This window comes from Marinovum sedimenti, assembly GCF_054052205.1.
The window spans coordinates 1,185,629-1,203,342 of sequence record NZ_CM133223.1; the positions used below are offsets into that span (position 1 = coordinate 1,185,629).

Consider the following 17,714-nt stretch of genomic DNA (forward strand, 5'->3'; position numbering starts at 1 on the left):
AGCGGCAGGCCGGGCAGATATGCCCGGCCTGTTTTTATGTCGAGATCAGGAAGATTTCCGCATACCCTTGGGGGCGCCGGTGCTCATATCGGTGCCGCTGTAATCCAGCCCCGCCTCTTTCCAGGCCCCAAAACCGCCCTCCATATGCGCGATCTTGTCAAACCCCGCCTTCAGGCACATCTCGGCCACCTTGCGCGACCGCGCGCCGGAACCGCAATGAAACACGATCTGTTTTTCGCCCTGACCGGGCATATTGGACGGCGAAAACGCGTGCATCGGCGCCAAAAGCGCGCCGGGGATATGTTCAAACGTGAACTCCGCCGGGGTGCGCATATCGATCAAGACGATGGTTTTGGCGTCCTGCGCCTTTTGGACTTCCTCGGGTGTCCAGGTTTCCAGCGTGCCGTGGTCTGAGGTTTCAGATTTCATACAGTCTCTCCTTAAAAGCGGTTGATCGGGATTTTCAGATGGGGGGTGCCATCACGTTCGGCCTTGGGGCTCCGCCGCGCGCGCAGGTTCAATTGCGGGGCATGGAGCATGCGATCTGGCGGCGAAATGGTGACGTTGCGCGCCTCTCTTTGGCGGGCATAAGCGTCACAAACGACGCCGCGCTTCGACGCCGTCAGGTGTTTGGCATGGGCGTCCGGGATGTAGGGGACGGTGGGATTTTCGCGGTCGGCCCAGCGAAGACTGTTCTCAGCCGGGCTGGTATCAGTATCGGTGCTGGCACTGGCACTGGCCGGGTCGACCGGCATCACCGCATCGACACGCGCGGCCTGCCGCGTGTCAGAGTCGGCCGCTATATAGGGGATCGAGCCGGAATGCGCGTCAAAGATCCCAGTCTTTTCGGCGCTCCCATCTCCAAAGGACGGGCTGAAGCGTGATAGCGGCAACACCGTACCTCCCTGTTGTCTACAGGGGGAACGTATTCAGAAAACAAAATGTTCCTGCGATCAGGCGTCTTTTTGTAAATAAATCAGACTAAAGGTCGTCAAGCTGACCCGACATCTTCATATTCATCATATCTGCCATAAACTTAGCGTGCGACGCTGCAGTAACACCGCCCACCCCGATCCGCTTGCCTTTGATCCAGTACAGGCCCGGACGCCAGCGCCCGGGGCGCTTTTTCTTGAGGATGATCATAAAGCCGTTCGACGGTTTCATCGCCAGCATGCCGCGCTCCACAGTCTCAACGTCGTCATACGCCGCGAGCAGATGGCCCTCGCTGTCATAAAGCCCATCGTCGCGCAGTTGCAGCCGCAGCGCCGTGGCCTGGTACATCCGCGTTGCCGCATAAAGCGCCACCGCCGCAATCGCGATCAACAACACCTGCCAAAGCGGGTTGTCATAGCTTTCCGACAGCGCAAGATAGAGCACCAAGGCCCCCAGCGCGAACATCGTGCCCACACCGATCACCCGCCGCGCGGGCGACGCGCTCAGCTCTGCCACAACCTCAGTCATCTTACGCTCTCCCTCAGCTTTGATGCCTCATAGCCCGGATCGCCGCCAAGCGCGAGAGGCCACGCGCATTGTGTATATATGCACAGAAGCCCGGCGTTTGCGCGAGTTGTGGTGCGGGGGTGCGCGGCCTATCTGTGGTACAACTGAGCAAAAGGAGACTGCGAGATGTCTTTGCGACCCACATTGGAAACCCGCCGCGCCCAACCGACACTGGAAGGCGCCGGCGTTCATCTTCACCGCGCGTTTGGCTTTCAGGATCCAAGCGAGCTTGACCCCTTTCTGCTGTTTGATGATTTCCGCGGCGAGCATCCGTCGGAGTATCAGGCCGGCTTTCCGTGGCACCCCCACCGCGGCATCGAAACCATCACCTATGTGTTGAACGGCGAGGTTGCGCACAGCGACAGCCTTGGCAACTCCGGCACTTTGGATGCCGGGTCGGTGCAGTGGATGACCGCCGGGTCGGGCATCCTTCACCAGGAGATGCCCAAGGGCAATGCCAAGGGACAGATGCACGGCTTTCAGCTTTGGGCCAACCTGCCCTCCTCGCTAAAGATGACCGCCCCGCGTTATCAGGACATCAGCGGCGGTGACATTCCCGAAGTGACCGATGATGACGGCACGCGGGTCAAGGTGATCACCGGCGAATTCTGGGGCAAACGCGGGCCGGTCGACGGCATCGCCGCCGATCCGCAATACCTTGATGTGTATGTGCCAGCGGGGGTGAAGAAGACCTTTAAGGTCGACACCTATCGCCGCGCCTTTGCCTATATCTTTGACGGTGCCGGTGCCTTTGCCGATGCGTCGGGGCCAGAGGGGGTGCTGCTTGAAAAAGAAGTGGCCGGGCAAGAGGTCAACATCCGCGACCTGTCGGGCAACCGCACTTTGGTTCGGTTCGGCACGGGCGACGAGGTGACGGTGCAGGCCGGGCCAAAGGGCATTCGGTTTCTGCTGATCTCGGGCGCGCCGATCCAAGAGCCGGTGGCCTGGCACGGGCCGATTGTGATGAACACGCAAGACGAGCTGCGGCAGGCCTTTGCTGAGCTGCGCAACGATACTTTCATCAAACCGGCGCATTGACCGGATCGGCGGGGCGCCTGTGATAAGCGTCCCGCCGAAACTTTTAGGCCTCCGGCGGGGATATTTAGAAAGCCAGAGAAGCAGAGGGTTAGCGCGACCAGCTGCCGTGGTGCTTGCCGTCGGTGTCAAAGCGGGCAAAGCCGTGGTGGCCAAAGAAATCACGCTGGGCTTGGATGACGGAGGCCGAGCCTTTGGCCTGTCGCATGGCGTCAAACCACGCCAAGGCCGCCGAGAGCACCGGCACCGGGTGGCCCGCTGCCACCGCCGCACCCACGACGCGGCGCAAGGCGGGCACCGTTTCGGTCAGCCGGTCGCGCATCAACGGGGCGAGCATCAGCGAGGTGTGTGGCACCTCCCCGGCATAGGCCTCTGAGATCACGTCAAGCAGCGCCGAGCGGATGATACAGCCCGCGCGCCAGATCCGGGCGATTTCGCCCATGTCGAGCGCCCAGTTGTAGTCGTCAGATCCGGCCTGCATCACATCAAAGCCCTGCGAATGGCCAAGGATGCGCGCGGCCAGCAGCGCCTGTTCCAGATCATCGTCGCCGGGCATCTCCAGCGGCCCCGGCGCGTCAAACAGCGCCTCACCTGCCGCGCGCCTGTCGCGTTGCGACGACCAGATGCGCGCGCCCACCGCCGCCTCGATGGTATTGGCCGATTGCCCAAGCTTCAGCGCCTCGATCACCGTCCAGCGGCCGGTGCCCTTTTGCCCGGCGCTGTCGACGATCACATCGACCATCGGCGCGCCGGTGTCGGCATCCGTCGAGGCCAGCGCCTTGGCGGTGATCTCGATCAGAAAGCTTTTCAGCGGGCCGTCGTTCCATTTGGCAAATCGCGCGCCTATCGCCTCTGGCCCCTCTCCCGCGCCAAAGCGCAGCAACCCGTAGACCTCGGCAATCGCCTGCATATCGGCGTATTCGATGCCGTTGTGCACCATCTTGACGAAATGCCCCGCACCATCGGGGCCCAGATGCGCCACACAGGGCACGCCGTCGAACTTGGCCGCAATCGCCTCGGCCACCGGTTTGAGCTGGGTCCAGCTGTGTTCGGTGCCGCCGACCATCATCGATGGCCCCTTGCGCGCGCCCTCTTCGCCGCCCGACACGCCCATGCCGACGAAATGCAGATCGTGCTTGGCCAGCCGTTCCGAGCGCGCGCGGGTGGTGTGGAAATCGGCGTTGCCCGCATCGATCACCGTGTCGCCGGCGGCCAACAGCGGGATCACGTGATCCATCATTTGGTCCATCGGCGCGGTCGAGGGGATCATGAACAGGATCGTGCGCGGCGAGGGCAGCGCCTCGATCATCGCCTCCAGCGTCTTGTACCCGTCGATCTGCGTGGCCAGCGGCCCGGCCTCGGCGAGGAACGCGGGCACCTCGGCTTCGGTGCGGTTCGACACGGCGATGCGCACGCCCTTGTCCGCCATGTTCAGCGCCAGCGCGCTGCCCATTGTGCCCAAGCCGTAAATTCCGATTTCGGCGGTCATTGCTGTCTCTCCTTATATCCTTTGGCCAGACGTAGGCTATTTGCCCCGACAATTGCCCAAAAGACCGGCACAAACCACCCAGTTGTCAAAGAGGTGATCAACGGGGGCTGGTGTTATCCACAGGAAACGTATATACCTTGGCGATACCAAAATAAGAAAAGCCGAGCAGACCCCGATATGAAGCAACCGATCCAGCGTGCCTGGCGCGAAATTCTGCGCCCCCTTTATAAGCGACCGAACGAGTTTCAGGTGGCTGCGCTGTGCTATCAGGGCAAGGGCGCGCTCCGCCGCATTCTGTTGATCACCAGCCGTGACACCGGCCGTTGGGTTCTGCCCAAGGGCTGGCCGATTCATGGCGAAGACGGTCCTGGCTCTGCCGCGATCGAGGCGTGGGAAGAGGCTGGCGTGACACCGGCCAAGGTTGGCAAACAGGCGTTTGGCACTTTTCAGTACAAGAAACGGCTTGATGACGGCTGGGAAATCCCGGTGGACACCAAGGTCTATAAGATCAAGGTTGCCGATCTGGCCGAGACTTTCCCCGAAGCGGGCGAGCGCAAGCGGGTCTGGGTGACGCCGAATGAGGCCGCCAATATGGTGGACGAAACCGGCCTTAGGGCGCTTTTGGAAGCCGTCTAAGCCGAAATAGGCCACGCCGTACCGGAAAAAGCAGACAATTTGAGACAAATGAGTTGAACCGGGTAAGCCGCGTTCTCTGTCAAATTTTGACGACATTTTAATAACAGGATTGCAACGCTGCCGCTTGGCCGCTACCCGAAAGCTGAAATTTGGGGAGAGGCCGCAACCATGGCAACGAAAAGCCGCAAAGAAGGTTGGTCCACGCTGGACCGGGATCTGGGCCGGATCAGCCGGTTGGAATACGCGACGGCCTATGTGTCGCGGCCATTGATCGGCACCGGGGTCGCCTTGGCGTTCATCGTGACCGCCGGGTTGTTCGCAGCGCTGTATCTGGGCTTTGAGCCGGGCAATTACATCGTGATCGCCGCTGCCGTGTTTGGCGCCTATATGGCGATCAACATCGGCGCGAACGATGTGGCCAACAATATGGGCCCCGCCGTGGGCGCAAATGCCATCACCATGGGCTGGGCCATCGTCATCGCGGCGGTGTTTGAAAGCGCGGGCGCGCTTTTGGCCGGGGGCGACGTGGTTTCGACCATCTCCAAGGGGATCATCGCGCCCGAGGGCATGGAGACCAGCGCGATTTTCATCCGGGCGATGATGGCGGCGCTGATTTCCTCGGCGCTTTGGGTCAACCTTGCCACATGGGTCGGCGCGCCGGTGTCGACCACGCATTCGGTCGTTGGCGGCGTGATGGGCGCGGGCATTGCCGCGGCGGGTTTTGCTGCGGTGAACTGGCCGACGATGGGGCTGATTGCGGCAAGCTGGGTGATTTCGCCAGTCTTGGGTGGGGCCGTGGCCGCCGGCTGTCTGGCGTTCATCAAGGCGCGGATCATCTATCAGCCCGATAAGATTGCCGCCGCGCGCCGCTGGGTGCCGGTGCTGATTGCCGTTATGGCGGGGGCTTTCGCGGCCTATCTGGCGCTCAAAGGGCTCAAGCGGGTCTTTAAGATTGATCTGCCGATGGCGCTGCTGATCGGTCTGGGGGCGGCTGTGCTGTCGTATCTGGTCAGCGCGCCGCTGATCAAACGCAAGTCGGAAGGGATGGAAAACCGCAACAAATCGCTCAAGGTGCTGTTTGGCGCGCCGCTGGTGATTTCCGCCGCCCTGCTCAGCTTTGCGCATGGGGCCAATGACGTGGCCAACGCGGTGGGGCCACTGGCGGCGATTGTGCATGCCTCGGAGTTTGGCGAGTTTTCCGCCAAGGTTTCCATCCCGCATTGGGTCATGGTGATCGGAGCGTTTGGCATTTCGTTTGGGCTGTTCCTATTCGGGCCCAAGCTGATCCGTATGGTTGGCAGCCAGATTACCAAGCTGAACCCGATGCGCGCCTATTGTGTGGCGCTTTCGGCGGCGGTCACGGTGATCGTCGCGTCCTGGCTCGGGCTGCCGGTCAGCTCGACCCATATCGCGGTGGGCGGGGTGTTTGGCGTCGGCTTCTTCCGCGAATGGCATATGGAGAAGCGGCGGCGGCAATCCTCGCAAAGCCAACCCCAAGAGGTGGCCCGCATCGCACCCGAGGAACGGCGGCGGCGCAAGCTGGTGCGCCGGTCGCATTTCCTGACAATCATTGCGGCTTGGGTGATCACGGTGCCCGCTGCCGCGCTGATGTCGGCGGCGATCTTCCTGATCCTCAACAGCGTGGCGGGATGATCCGCCGCGCGCTTGCGTAAAACGAGGGCGGGCAGCGCAGGGTGTAAAGCCCCGCCTGCCCGCCGTTTACCCGTCGTCCAGCTTACGTGCCAAGGCACCGGTTTACTTGCCGAGGCACCAGCGCATAACAGCCTTTTGCGCGTGCAGCCGGTTTTCTGCTTCGTCAAACACCACTGAATTTGGGCCGTCCATGATTTCGGACGTGGCTTCCTCTTCGCGGTGCGCGGGCAGGCAATGCATGAACAGCGCGTCGGGTTTGGCGTGGCGCATCAGGTCGGCGTTGACCTGATAAGGCCGCAGCATGTTGTGGCGGCGTTCCTTGGAGGATTGGCTGTCGTGCATCGACACCCACGTGTCCGTCACCACCAGATCGGCCCCCGCCACCGCGCGGTACGGGTCACGCTCGACCGAGACATTGACGCCTTTGTCGCGGGCAAACTCCATGAAGCCCTGTTCGGGATCAAGCTGCGCCGGGCCGGTAAAGACCAGATCGAAACCGAACTGCCCGGCGGCATGCAGGAGCGAGGCGCAGACGTTGTTACCGTCGCCCGCCCAGACCACCTTTTTGCCTTTGATCGGGCCGCGGTGTTCCTCAAACGTCATCACGTCGGCCATGATCTGGCAGGGGTGGGTGCGGTCGGTCAACCCGTTGATGACGGGCACCTCGGCGTAATCCGCCATCTCGATCAGCACCGATTCATCGAAGGTTCGGATCATGATCAGGTCGACATAGCGGCTTAGGACGCGGGCGGTGTCGGCGATGGTTTCGCCGTGGCCCAGCTGCATGTCCTGCCCAGAGAGCACCATCGTCTGTCCGCCCATCTGGCGCACGCCGACATCGAAAGAAACCCGCGTGCGTGTCGAGGGTTTCTCGAAAATGAGCGCGACCATCTGGCCCGCCAGCGGCTGGTCATCATCCATGGCACCGCGCGGGCGGCCCTTGCGGGCGGTTTTCATGGCATGGGCGTTGTCAATAATCGCCCGCAGGTCAGTGGCGTCGGTTTTGTGGATGTCGAGAAAATGGCTCATGTTTTGTCACTTTGCATTGTCGGCGGTTTGGGGGGCGCTGCCCCCCGGCCCCCCGAGGTATTTTTAAACAGAAGAAGATCAGGGCGTTTCGAGCGAGGTCGCGGCCTTGTCTAGACGGGCGACGGCCTCGGCGATGTCGTCCTCGGTGATGGTCAGTGGCGGCAGCAGGCGCAGCACGTTGTCCGCCGCCGGTACGGTGATGACCTCAGCGGCGTAGCCAGCGGCCACAACATCGCCGGGCGCGACGTTGCATTTCAGGCCCAGCATAAGCCCCTGCCCCTGCACACCGGCAAAGACTTTGGGGTGGTCGGCCACGAGGCCTTCGAGCTTTTGGCGCAGCAGGCCCGCCTTGCGATTGACCCCCTCGAGGAAAGCCGGATCACTGACGTGGTCCATCACCGCGCATCCGACAGCGCAGGCCAGCGGGTTGCCGCCGTACGTGGACCCGTGGGTGCCCGCGACCATACCCTGCGCGGCCTGTTCTGTGGCCAGCACCGCGCCAAGCGGGAAACCACCGCCGATGCCCTTGGCCACCATCATGATGTCGGGTGTGACCCTGGCCCACTCATGCGCAAACAGCCGACCGGTGCGGCCAACGCCACATTGCACCTCGTCAAAGATCAGCAGCAGGCCGTGGCTGTCACACAGCGCGCGCAGCCCTTGCAGGAACGCGTCCGAGGCCTGACGGATGCCGCCTTCGCCTTGGATCGGTTCGATCAGGATCGCGCCGGTTTCATCGGTGATCGCGGCCTCGACCGCATCGAGATCATCCCACGGCAGATGGGTGAACCCCGGCATCAGCGGGCCAAACCCTGTGACCATCTTCTCGGCCCCCGAGGCGGCAATCGCGGCGGTGGAGCGGCCGTGGAAACAGCCTGCGAAGGTCAGGAACCCGGTCTTTTCCGGCTGGCCCTTGGCGTAGTGATACTTGCGCGCCATCTTGATTGCGAGTTCACAGGTTTCGGTGCCCGAGTTGGTGAAAAACACCGTATCGGCAAAGGTCGTATCGACCAGCTTTTGCGCCAGCGCCTCTTGCTGGGGGATCTCATAGAGGTTGGATACATGCCAGAGCGCATTCGCCTGTTCGGTCAGTGCCGCGACCAGTGCGGGATGGGCGTGGCCCATGACATTCACCGCGATACCGCTGCCCAGATCGAGAAATCGGCGGCCATCCTGTTCGGTCAGCCAGCTGCCCTCGCCTTTGACGAAATGCAGTTTTGCGCGATTGTAGGTGGGCAGGACCGAAGGGATCATGGGCGTCATCCTTTGAATGAAGGCCGATTGGTGCCAAGGGCACCGGTGCAAGTCAAGTTGTGATGGGTGTAAAAGACAGGCGCAAGGGGCCGCGCGGTCAGCGCGGGGCAGAAGAGATCAGATGTCTCGTCGGATATCATGGCCTTGCGTCATGCCGGCGTCTTAGCGGATCTGGCCAAAAACGCAAGCCTTCGGTTCATTCGACCTGAACAATGGCGGCTTCGAAATCCGCCGCGCCAAGCACGCGCGTGTGATGCCCTTTGCCGCTTTTGTCCTCCATCCGCCAGACGTCGCCACGCCGGATGTCACGCGCTTGGCCGTCACTCGCGGTGACACGCACCGCCCCGGCCAGACAGATCAGCGTCTGGCGCACCGGGGTCGGATGGATCGGCTCGTTCCACCCGGCGCGCAGACGCAGAAACATCATCTGATGCGCAGGCTCGGCGTCTGACACTTCGATCGCCTGCGCTGGCGGCGCAAAGCTGCGGACCGTAAGCGGCACCTCGACATCACGCCAATGGCTGTCGCCGGCGTCATCGGCAAAAAGATGGTGGTATTTCATTGGCTGGCTCCCTGCAGGATGCGATGTTTCCAGCGTAAAGCGCTGCACAGGCCACGTCTATTGTGCGGTCATCAGGCATGGCCCTTGGTCGAATGGCGGGCTTTGCCCCGCGCGGCTATCGTGGCGCTTGGGGGGACCGGGGCATGTTGAGAGAACAGCACATCGAGAATGTCTTTCGCGCGGTTGAGTCGCGCTCAGCGGCGGCGCATTCGGGGCTGGCGGCCTCGTGGTGGCGCTCGGTGTCGCGCCACGGGCTTGATCCGGCGGCGCGCTGTGCCCCGCGTCAGGTCGAAGCGCGCGACCTGAGCGACCGACGCCAGGCGCGGCGGATGTTTCGCGAGATTGCTGCGCCCAAGCTTGATCACCTGTTTGGCTTGGTGGGCTATTCCGGCTGCGGCGTGCTTTTGACCGACGAAACCGGGGTGGTGCTGGACCGGCGCTGTTCGGACGCCGACAGCGGCATCTTCGAGGATTGGGGCCTGCGCGTCGGTGCCGACTGGAGCGAGGCGGCCGAAGGCACCAACGGCATCGGCACCTGCCTGACCGAAGCCAGCCAGATCACCATCCACCGCAATCAGCATTTCATGGCGCGCAATATCGCGATGAGCTGCATGGACGCGCCGATCTTTGGCCCCGAGGGTCATGTGCTGGCCGCGCTTGATGTGTCATCTGCCCGCGCGGACCAGACCGAAGGCTTCAACGGGCTGATCAGCGCCGCCGTGGCCCAGACCGCCCGCGCCATCGAGGCGGATTACTTTCGCGCCTCCTTTCCCGCTGCGCGCATCGTCATGGCGGCGGCCAGTGAGCAAGAGACAGACGGGCTGCTGGCGATTGACGCAGATGATCTGGTGGTTGGCGCGACGCGGGGCGCGCGGCGGGCGTTTGGCCTGCCGTCCAAGGGGGCGCTAAAGCCCCGGCCCGCGACCGATTTGTTTGGCCGCGACGATGGGCCGAGCGGGTTTGAGCGCGCTGAACGTGCCGCCCTGATCCGGGCTCTGGCGCGGGTTGATGGCAATGTGTCGGGGGCCGCGCGGGGGCTTGGGATTGGCCGGGCAACAATGTACCGGCGGATGAAGCGGCTGGGCCTGAGCGACTGACTTTGCGACAGTCATCGGCGGGACTTACCGCAAGAAACGGGTCGCACCCTGCGCGGCATTCGGGCACACCGGGGGCTTGATGCCCTGTTCCGGACCTGCCCGATATGACCAAGCCCAGCGCGCCTACCATTGATCTTGTCTCCATTGCCTTGCTCCTGCTTCTGGCGGCGGTCTGGGGCGGGTCGTTCATCTTTGCCGAGATCGCCCTGACCGAAGTGCCCCCGTTCACCATCACCCTGCACCGGGTGTTATGGTCGGTGCCCTGCCTTGCTGTGATCCTTAGTTTGCGCGGTATCGCCCTGCCCCGGTCGCCCCGCGTTTGGGGCGCCTATTTGGTGATGGGCGCGCTTAACAATGCGATCCCGTTTTCGCTGATCTTCTGGGGGCAGATCCAGATTGACGCCGGGCTGGCCTCGATCCTCAATGCAACAACGGCAATGTTTGCCGCCGTAGTCGCCGGGCTGTTGCTGGCCGATGAGCCATTGCTGCCACGCAAGATTGCCGGGGCGGTGTTGGGCCTTATCGGCGTGGCAATCATCATGGGGCCCGCAGCGCTCACCTCGTTCGATCCTGCCAATCTGGCGCAATTGGCCATTCTGGCGGCGGCCTTGTCTTATGCCTTTGCTGGTGTCTGGGCCAAATCAACGCTGTCAGGCCAGCCACCGCTGATGAACGCCTTCGGCATGGTCGCCGCCAGCAGCCTGCTGATGCTCCCGGTGGTGTTCATGGTCGATGGTGCGCCAAGCCTAAGCTTATCCGCCGGGGTCTGGGCCGCGTTGTTGGGGTTGGCCCTTTTGTCAACCGTGGTGGCCTATGGCCTGTATTTCACCATCCTTGCCCGCGCCGGGGCTGCAAACCTCCTTCTCGTCACATTGCTGATCCCACCGTTTGCGATGGGCCTTGGTGCCTTGGTTCTGGGCGAGCGGATCGGGACCACCGCACTGGTAGGATTCGCCATTATCGCAGTTGGTTTCGCCGTGACCGACGGGCGGATTCTGGCCCGCATCACGCGGCACCGAAACAAAACCGCCGCAAACCCGCAATAGCCCCCGCCAATTGTCTCACGGATGAGACACCTTGCCTGCCTCGCCTGTTTTCCCCCGGCTGACTTGCCCCCTCTTGCCGCGCATTCTCTGCCCATTCCCGGGCGGAGGACCCGGATTAACAGGAGGACATTCCATGAATCAGATGACCGAGGCCGAAAGCCACTTCGCATCGCCATTCAAGCAACGTTATGACAATTTCATTAACGGAACGTATACCGCCCCGGTTAACGGCCGCTATTTCGACAACGTTACCCCGATCAACGGCGCCAAGGTCTGTGAAGTGGCCCGTTCGGACGCCGATGATGTCGAATTGGCGCTCGACGCCGCGCATGCCGCCAAAACGGCCTGGGGCAAGACCTCGGCCGCCGACCGCGCCAATGTCCTGTTGAAAATCGCCGACCGGATCGAGGAAAACCTCGAGATCATCGCCACCGCCGAAACATGGGACAACGGCAAGCCGATCCGCGAGACGCTGAATGCGGATATCCCGCTGTCTGCCGACCATTTCCGCTATTTCGCGGGGGTTTTGCGTGGTCAGGAAGGCTCGATGAGCCAGATCGACGAAGACACCGTGGCCTATCACTATCATGAGCCGCTGGGCGTTGTCGGCCAGATCATCCCGTGGAACTTCTCGATCCTGATGGCGGCCTGGAAGCTGGCACCGGCGCTGGCCGCCGGCAACTGCGTGATCCTGAAACCGGCGGAACAAACCCCGGCGGCGATCCTTGTGATGGTTGAGCTGATTGCCGATCTTCTGCCTGACGGCGTGCTGAACGTGGTAAACGGCTATGGGGCCGAGGTCGGTGCACCGCTCGCCCGCTCGTCGCGCATTGCCAAAATCGCCTTCACCGGATCGACCGCGACCGGCAAAATGATCATGCAATACGCCACCGAAAACCTGATCCCGGTGACGCTGGAGCTGGGGGGGAAATCGCCCAACATCTTCTTCTCCGACGTGATGGCGCAGGACGATGCGTTTCTTGATAAAGCGGTCGAAGGCTTTGTTTTGTTTGCCTTTAACCAAGGCGAAGTCTGCACCTGCCCCTCGCGCGCGCTAATCCAGGAAGACATCTATGAAGAATTCATCGCACGCGCCATCGCGCGGGTGAAAGCGATCAAACAAGGCGATCCGCGCCTGCCCGACACGATGGTTGGCGCACAGGCGAGCGCGGCGCAGCAGGAGAAAATCTTGTCCTATCTGCAAATCGGTGTCGAAGAAGGCGCGCAGGTGCTGGCCGGTGGTGCGGCGGCGCAGATGGGCGGCGATCTCGACAACGGCTACTACATTCAGCCGACGATCCTGAAGGGTCACAACAAGATGCGGGTCTTCCAAGAGGAAATCTTTGGCCCGGTCGTGTCTGTCACCACCTTCAAGGACGCCGAAGAAGCGCTCGCGATTGCCAATGACACGATGTACGGCCTCGGCGCTGGCGTTTGGTCGCGTGACATGAACACCTGCTACCGCTTTGGTCGCGCGATCGAGGCCGGACGGGTCTGGGTCAACAACTACCACGCCTATCCGGCGCATGCGGCCTTTGGCGGCTACAAGCAGTCCGGTATCGGGCGCGAGAACCACAAGATGATGCTCGATCACTACCAGCAGACCAAGAACCTGCTGGTCAGCTACAACCCGAACAAGCTGGGCTTCTTCTAGGTCCGGTTTGTTCCTCCTGCCGGGGCGTGTCTCTCCGCGCCCCGGCCCCTTGCGCTTGGGTCCGGCAGTGGCACGAAGTTAACGCGCGTGGATCGGAGCATCGCTGAGAAGTGGTGCGCCGATAAAACTGTCATTCAGCCCAGTTTTTAGCTGCCAAATCTGAATAATGTCTTAATGAAACACCTACCGCATCGAAGCCGGGCCAGCGGCGGCCCGTGGGATGCCGCAGCATCGGCAATGTAAGGCACTTTATCCCGGCAAAATCCGTGAAAGATTAGATCGAAACTCTTACATCGGCCAAAGCAGCAGCCCGGGGGGGGGGGGCAGCCGCTGGCCCGGCGGCTTCGCCTCGATTCCGGGCTGGGACAATTCTACAGACCTGGCGCGCCTCAGCCCGCCACTGTTTCCCGGATCAAACGCTCCAACTTCTCCAACAGCCGCTGATTGTCGAACCGTTCTTCCGCAACCTGCCGCGCCGCTGCGGCCATCCCGGCCCGGTTCGGCGCGGTCATGGCAGTGCGGATCGCGGCTGCAAACCCCGCCTCGTCATGCTCATCAACCAGCCATCCGGTCTGGCCCTCGTCCACCGCCTCGGGAATCCCGGCGTGCCGGGTCGAAACCGTGAGACAACCACAGGCCATCGCCTCTTGAATCGCGGTCGGCAGCCCCTCGGTATTGCCGTTCTCGGCCGTGATCGAATGCTGCAAGAAGAACTCGGTCGTCGCCAGCTTTTCCCGAACCACATCATGGGGTTGCGCGCCGTGGAACGTCACCTTACTTTCGGCCCCGGCCTCCGCGACAAGCGCCTGCGCGGGCGCGAGCAGAGGCCCATCACCGATGACATCCAGATGCGCCCCCTCCAGCCCCTCGGTCGCCGTCAGAAACGCCCGCAAGGTCACCAAAGGCGCCTTCTTCTCGACCATCCGCCCGACCGCGAGACAAGACAGCGCCACCTTGGGGCCGGGCTTAAACAAACGCACATTCACCCCCGACGGGATCACATGCGCATTGGGATGCGTCACGCCGCGCGCCGCCAGATTATCGAGCAGAAACTGCGACACCGAAAACACACCGGTCAGCCGTGGCATCATCTTGGCATAGGCCGCGGGGATGTTACCCTGATTGAGCGCTTTGGAGGCATCTGTGCCACGGAAATAGGAAAAACACGGGATGCCAAGCTCGCCCGCCAAAGGTGCAACGGCCAGCGCCTGCGTGCCGAATTCCGCCAGAATGACCTCGATCTTTTGCGCGCGCAGAAAGTCTTTCAACTCGCGTTTGGCCCGCCCAAAGGGCAGCCGCCCGGTGCCATGCCGCAGCCGGTTTGCCCCGACAACAAACGGCATCGCCAACGTATCGACCAGCGGCACCTCGCGGCCCCGACGGTTGAAATAGGCCACGTCATACGGGTTTTCGCCGTGGTAGCGCCCGCAAACCACCGCCGCCGCGCCGCCGAAAATATGCTGAATGTGCCGGTTGATAAAGGTCTCGCCGGGCAGGTGATATTCGCCGGTCACAATACAGGTCCGCATGGCGCGTGGTCTTTCCTTGTTTGCGGGCCTGCCTAGCAGCGCCCCCTGTTTGCCGCAAGCTTGGCGTCATCGGCACCGCGCCCTCGCGAGGCGATAGCAATGCCGCTTCAGATACTTACGAGGCGGACTTAAACAATCCACTCAGCGCGCTCTGGATGATCCGCCGCACCGAAGGCCGTGTCGTCCGTCGAAACGCCACCGGGCGGCAGACGTCCATTGCCGCCACGCCGACCCGTGCGGTCAAAGCGCCGTTAACCATGCCCTCGCCAAAGCGCCGCGACAGTTTGCTCAACAGCGATCCGCCAAGGATCGGCTCAAGCATGTCATCGCCGACCGCCACCGCCCCCGTGGCCACCAAATGCGCCATCACGGCTTTGGTTAACCGCCAACTGCCAAGGGTGCCCGACCGCCCGCCATAGATTTCGGCGATGCGCCGGATCATCCGCAGGTTGGCGGTCAGCGCCGCCACCACATCGGCCAGCGCCAAGGGCACGATGGCCGTCACCGTCGCCACTTGCCGCGCCGCCGCTTCGACCTCGCGCTGCGCTGCGGCGTCCAAAGGCGCGAGCAGGTCAAGCTCAACCTCGGCCAGCATCGCCTCGGCGTCAAAGGCATCCTCCATCCCCTCGCGCAGCTTGTCGCGGCCCCAGCGAGTATCCTCGCGGCCAGAATAAAACCCGATCAGATCCTGCGCCACCGCGCGCGCGGCTTTAAGGTCTTCGTTGGCGGCGGCCTCATCGGCGCGCAGCCGCAGCTTGTCGATCCGGCGCAGACGCCCGAATGCCGCGATTTCCTTAAGCGAAATTAGCGCCATGACCCCCAAAAGCAGCACGATCAACCCGGTCACGAAGTAGCCGATGATCGGCTGTCTCTCGATCATGCCCCAAGCGAAATCCCAAGCCGCCACCGAGATGGCCGCGCCGATGACAGCCACCAGCAACCCCCAGAACCAGCGCGCCAGACGCGACGGGCGGCGGGCGGCCAGAACTGCGGCGGTTTGCATCGCCTGCCCCTTGGGCGTCGGCGCGCCCAGCTCGGGCACCGGCGGCGCGTCAGAGGGCGACGGAGCGGCCTCATCCAGCTCGATCAACACCGGCTTTCGGCTCATGTTTTGGCCTCACCTGCGCCACCCTGGGCGGGTGCCTTTCCGCCCGGTGCCGCCCCATCCTTTACAGGTTGCGAGGGCACGGAATTGGTGGGCTCAAGCTTGAGCGGCTCGGGTTTGCGCGGCTCTGGCTGGGCCGCCGCAGGCTTGGCGGGTGCGGCCTTGGGCGGCTCTTTGTCCCAGGCATAGCGAACATCGGGCAGTTGCTCTTGGTTGGTGCTGCCATCGGTGCGCTTGATCTCGGTAAACCCTTCGCGCTCATAAAACTTCTGCGCCCCGGTGTTGAGCTGAAATGTCCACAGTTCCAGATGCTTGCAGGCCGACTTTGCATCGTTCAACAGCACCGTTCCGATGCCATGCCCCCGGTCCGGACCCGCCACATAAAGCGCGTCGATCTCTTCACCGTCACGGGCGATAAAGCCGACAATCCGCCCCTCCTCATTCTCGGCAATCCGCACCCAGCCCCGATCAATCAGCTTGCCGCAAAAAGCCACGTCCTGCGCGCCGGTGTGCAGATGCGGCTTCCACGGCGGGGCGGCGTTGCCTTCGGTCAGGATCGCGGCAATCTTGCCCGCGTCGGTTGACCTTGCGGCCCTAATATACAAATTCAAAGCTTGTCTCCGATCAGAAATTGCGCCGCCTTGTCCAACCGGATGTGCGGTGGCCCGTCCCCCGGTTTGAGCGTCAGCGGCGCGGGCGCAAAACGCATCGATTGGTAATCACCGTCAAGCCAGCCCGCCGCTCCTTCGCGCGCGGGACCGAGCAGCATGTTCGGATCCACTGGCAGGTCGCCGGGATAAAACGCCGCCTGCCGCCCTGTATCCAAAAGCGTCCCGCGTACACAGTCAAGCTCTTGGCACTGATGGGTCATGGTTTGCTCGGTGGTGGCGCGCAGGGATGCGATCGACATCGCCTGCGTTTGGGCACCGGCAAAGCGCGCGCGGTCGCGGGCATCACGAGTCAGCGCCTCCATGATCGCGGTCAGGCGGGGGTGCTGGGAATGGTGCAGATGGTCGGCCTTGGTGGCGGCAAACAGGATGCGCTCGACCCGTTTGCCCATGAGCAGCCGGGTCAGGAAATCATTGCGGCCGGGGCGAAAGGCCGAGAGGATATCGGCCATCGCGTGGCGCATATCCTCGACCGCCTGCGGCCCCTTGTTGATCGCGCCCAAGGCATCGACCAGCACCACCTGCCGGTCAATCCGCGAGAAATGATCGCGGAAAAACGGTTTTACGACCTCGCGTTTGTACGCCTCGTAACGCCGCTCCATCTCGCGCCAGAGCGAGCGGCGCGGTGGAGTGTCGGGTTTGGGCAGCGGCGCAAAGGTAAGCACCGGCGCGCCAGCAAGATCGCCGGGCAACAGGAAACGCCCCGGTGTACAGTCGTAATACCCGGCATCGCGCGCCGCGTTCAGATAGGTGGTGAACGCCGCCGCCAGCTCTTTGGCAATCGGCTCCTCGGTCGGTTCGGTGCTTTGGACGCTTTCTGATTTCACCAAGAAATCAGCGGCTTCCGCCCTACCCCTGATCCTTTGGATCACCTCGCCCGACCACTCTTCGTAAGACTTGTCGAGCAGCGCCAGATCGAGAAGCCACTCGCCGGGATAGTCGACGATATCAAGGTGGATCACCCGCGGCCCCTGAAACCCCGACAGCATGCCGCCGGGCTGGACCTTGAGCGACAGACGCAATTCGCTGACCGCGCGGGTGCTGTCGGGCCAATGCGGGGTGCGCGAGGTGAGCGCGCCCAGATGCGCCTCATAGTCAAACCGCGGCACCGTGTTGTCGGGCTGCGGCTGCAGATAGGCGGCGTGCATGCGCCCCTCGGACGCGGCCACAAGCCCCGGCATCCGACCACGATCCAGCAGGTTGGCGACCAGCGAGGTGATAAACACCGTCTTGCCCGAGCGCGCAAGCCCGGTCACGCCCAGCCGGATCACCGGCTCGAAGAAGGTGCTGTTGACCGTGTCTGTCACCGCCTCGACGCTGCGCAACATGCCATCGGCCAGAGTATTGATGACCAAACCGGCCCCCTTTTTTCCGTGTTCCCAAAGGATAGGCACGCAATCGCCCCGATACCAGAGGGCGTTTGCGGGGATTGTTTGTGGCATCGCGTCAGGTTAGAG

Annotated in this window: 17 protein-coding genes; 6 read left to right on the forward strand and 11 right to left on the reverse strand. The window is 62.8% G+C overall.

What is annotated here, in order from left to right:
• Positions 1-45: 45 nt before the first annotated feature.
• From ACW9UO_RS05705 to ACW9UO_RS05715, 3 genes are all read right to left on the reverse strand, one after another.
• Complete coding sequence (locus ACW9UO_RS05705) at positions 46-429, reverse strand: rhodanese-like domain-containing protein (protein ID WP_457088016.1); 384 nt, start codon at positions 427-429, stop codon at positions 46-48.
• 11 nt (positions 430-440) lie between these two features.
• Positions 441-893, reverse strand: coding sequence for a hypothetical protein (locus ACW9UO_RS05710; RefSeq protein ID WP_457088017.1), 453 nt, complete (start codon positions 891-893; stop codon positions 441-443).
• An 88-nt stretch (positions 894-981) separates the two neighbouring features.
• Entirely contained in the window at positions 982-1,461 is a 480-nt protein-coding gene (locus ACW9UO_RS05715; RefSeq protein WP_457088018.1) for a hypothetical protein, read from the reverse strand.
• A 165-nt stretch (positions 1,462-1,626) separates the two neighbouring features.
• On the opposite strand from ACW9UO_RS05715, the gene ACW9UO_RS05720 reads away from it, so the two are divergent.
• On the forward strand, positions 1,627-2,538 hold the full coding sequence (locus ACW9UO_RS05720; protein ID WP_457088019.1) for a pirin family protein: 912 nt from the start codon (positions 1,627-1,629) through the stop codon (positions 2,536-2,538).
• A gap of 88 nt (positions 2,539-2,626) precedes the next feature.
• On the opposite strand, the gene gndA is transcribed toward ACW9UO_RS05720, so the two are convergent.
• A complete protein-coding gene (gene gndA / locus ACW9UO_RS05725) occupies positions 2,627-4,024 on the reverse strand; it encodes an NADP-dependent phosphogluconate dehydrogenase (RefSeq protein WP_457088020.1) in 1,398 nt (465 codons plus the stop codon).
• Positions 4,025-4,201: 177 nt separating this feature from the next.
• Between gndA and ACW9UO_RS05730 the strand changes: the two genes are divergently transcribed.
• On the forward strand, positions 4,202-4,660 hold the full coding sequence (locus tag ACW9UO_RS05730) for an NUDIX hydrolase (RefSeq protein ID WP_457088021.1): 459 nt from the start codon (positions 4,202-4,204) through the stop codon (positions 4,658-4,660).
• A 168-nt stretch (positions 4,661-4,828) separates the two neighbouring features.
• Positions 4,829-6,313, forward strand: a complete 1,485-nt coding sequence (locus tag ACW9UO_RS05735) for an inorganic phosphate transporter (protein ID WP_457088022.1) — start codon at positions 4,829-4,831, stop codon at positions 6,311-6,313.
• Positions 6,314-6,415: 102 nt separating this feature from the next.
• On the opposite strand, the gene argF is transcribed toward ACW9UO_RS05735, so the two are convergent.
• The 3 genes from argF to ACW9UO_RS05750 all read right to left on the reverse strand — a co-directional run bounded on the left by argF (position 6,416) and on the right by ACW9UO_RS05750 (position 9,158).
• Complete coding sequence (gene argF, locus ACW9UO_RS05740; RefSeq protein ID WP_457088023.1) at positions 6,416-7,342, reverse strand: ornithine carbamoyltransferase; 927 nt, start codon at positions 7,340-7,342, stop codon at positions 6,416-6,418.
• A 78-nt stretch (positions 7,343-7,420) separates the two neighbouring features.
• Entirely contained in the window at positions 7,421-8,596 is a 1,176-nt protein-coding gene (locus tag ACW9UO_RS05745) for an aspartate aminotransferase family protein (protein WP_457088024.1), read from the reverse strand.
• 196 nt (positions 8,597-8,792) lie between these two features.
• The gene (locus ACW9UO_RS05750) at positions 8,793-9,158 is read right to left on the reverse strand and encodes a cupin domain-containing protein (RefSeq protein ID WP_457088025.1); all 366 of its coding nucleotides are present in this window, start codon (positions 9,156-9,158) and stop codon (positions 8,793-8,795) included.
• 143 nt (positions 9,159-9,301) lie between these two features.
• On the opposite strand from ACW9UO_RS05750, the gene ACW9UO_RS05755 reads away from it, so the two are divergent.
• The 3 genes from ACW9UO_RS05755 (at position 9,302) to adh (ending at position 12,955) form a co-directional block, all read left to right on the forward strand.
• Positions 9,302-10,255, forward strand: coding sequence for a helix-turn-helix domain-containing protein (locus ACW9UO_RS05755; protein ID WP_457088609.1), 954 nt, complete (start codon positions 9,302-9,304; stop codon positions 10,253-10,255).
• A 104-nt stretch (positions 10,256-10,359) separates the two neighbouring features.
• On the forward strand, positions 10,360-11,301 hold the full coding sequence (locus tag ACW9UO_RS05760; RefSeq protein WP_457088026.1) for a DMT family transporter: 942 nt from the start codon (positions 10,360-10,362) through the stop codon (positions 11,299-11,301).
• Between the two features lie 133 nt (positions 11,302-11,434).
• Positions 11,435-12,955: an aldehyde dehydrogenase gene (gene adh / locus ACW9UO_RS05765; protein WP_457088027.1), complete on the forward strand. Its 1,521-nt coding sequence runs from the start codon at positions 11,435-11,437 to the stop codon at positions 12,953-12,955.
• A gap of 389 nt (positions 12,956-13,344) precedes the next feature.
• Here adh and ACW9UO_RS05770 read toward each other — a convergent pair whose 3' ends face one another.
• The 4 genes from ACW9UO_RS05770 to ACW9UO_RS05785 form a co-directional block, all read right to left on the reverse strand.
• Positions 13,345-14,484, reverse strand: a complete 1,140-nt coding sequence (locus ACW9UO_RS05770) for a glycosyltransferase (RefSeq protein ID WP_457088028.1) — start codon at positions 14,482-14,484, stop codon at positions 13,345-13,347.
• A gap of 115 nt (positions 14,485-14,599) precedes the next feature.
• Complete coding sequence (locus tag ACW9UO_RS05775; RefSeq protein WP_457088029.1) at positions 14,600-15,592, reverse strand: YcjF family protein; 993 nt, start codon at positions 15,590-15,592, stop codon at positions 14,600-14,602.
• Positions 15,589-16,200 (reverse strand): GNAT family N-acetyltransferase, encoded by a 612-nt coding sequence (locus ACW9UO_RS05780; protein WP_457088030.1) that lies wholly within the window; start codon positions 16,198-16,200, stop codon positions 15,589-15,591. Before ACW9UO_RS05780 ends, ACW9UO_RS05775 begins: the two co-directional genes overlap by 4 nt.
• Entirely contained in the window at positions 16,197-17,612 is a 1,416-nt protein-coding gene (locus ACW9UO_RS05785) for a YcjX family GTP-binding protein (RefSeq protein ID WP_457088031.1), read from the reverse strand. Before ACW9UO_RS05785 ends, ACW9UO_RS05780 begins: the two co-directional genes overlap by 4 nt.
• Positions 17,613-17,714: the final 102 nt, after the last annotated feature.

Coding starts and splice junctions, on each gene's coding strand:
- ACW9UO_RS05705 (WP_457088016.1), bottom strand. CDS start 429: ATGAAATCTGAAACCTCAGACCACGGCACGCTGGAAACCTGGACACCC.
- ACW9UO_RS05715 (WP_457088018.1), bottom strand. CDS start 1,461: ATGACTGAGGTTGTGGCAGAGCTGAGCGCGTCGCCCGCGCGGCGGGTG.
- ACW9UO_RS05720 (WP_457088019.1), top strand. CDS start 1,627: ATGTCTTTGCGACCCACATTGGAAACCCGCCGCGCCCAACCGACACTG.
- gndA (WP_457088020.1), bottom strand. CDS start 4,024: ATGACCGCCGAAATCGGAATTTACGGCTTGGGCACAATGGGCAGCGCG.
- ACW9UO_RS05730 (WP_457088021.1), top strand. CDS start 4,202: ATGAAGCAACCGATCCAGCGTGCCTGGCGCGAAATTCTGCGCCCCCTT.
- ACW9UO_RS05735 (WP_457088022.1), top strand. CDS start 4,829: ATGGCAACGAAAAGCCGCAAAGAAGGTTGGTCCACGCTGGACCGGGAT.
- argF (WP_457088023.1), bottom strand. CDS start 7,342: ATGAGCCATTTTCTCGACATCCACAAAACCGACGCCACTGACCTGCGG.
- ACW9UO_RS05745 (WP_457088024.1), bottom strand. CDS start 8,596: ATGATCCCTTCGGTCCTGCCCACCTACAATCGCGCAAAACTGCATTTC.
- ACW9UO_RS05750 (WP_457088025.1), bottom strand. CDS start 9,158: ATGAAATACCACCATCTTTTTGCCGATGACGCCGGCGACAGCCATTGG.
- ACW9UO_RS05755 (WP_457088609.1), top strand. CDS start 9,302: ATGTTGAGAGAACAGCACATCGAGAATGTCTTTCGCGCGGTTGAGTCG.
- ACW9UO_RS05760 (WP_457088026.1), top strand. CDS start 10,360: ATGACCAAGCCCAGCGCGCCTACCATTGATCTTGTCTCCATTGCCTTG.
- adh (WP_457088027.1), top strand. CDS start 11,435: ATGAATCAGATGACCGAGGCCGAAAGCCACTTCGCATCGCCATTCAAG.
- ACW9UO_RS05770 (WP_457088028.1), bottom strand. CDS start 14,484: ATGCGGACCTGTATTGTGACCGGCGAATATCACCTGCCCGGCGAGACC.
- ACW9UO_RS05775 (WP_457088029.1), bottom strand. CDS start 15,592: ATGAGCCGAAAGCCGGTGTTGATCGAGCTGGATGAGGCCGCTCCGTCG.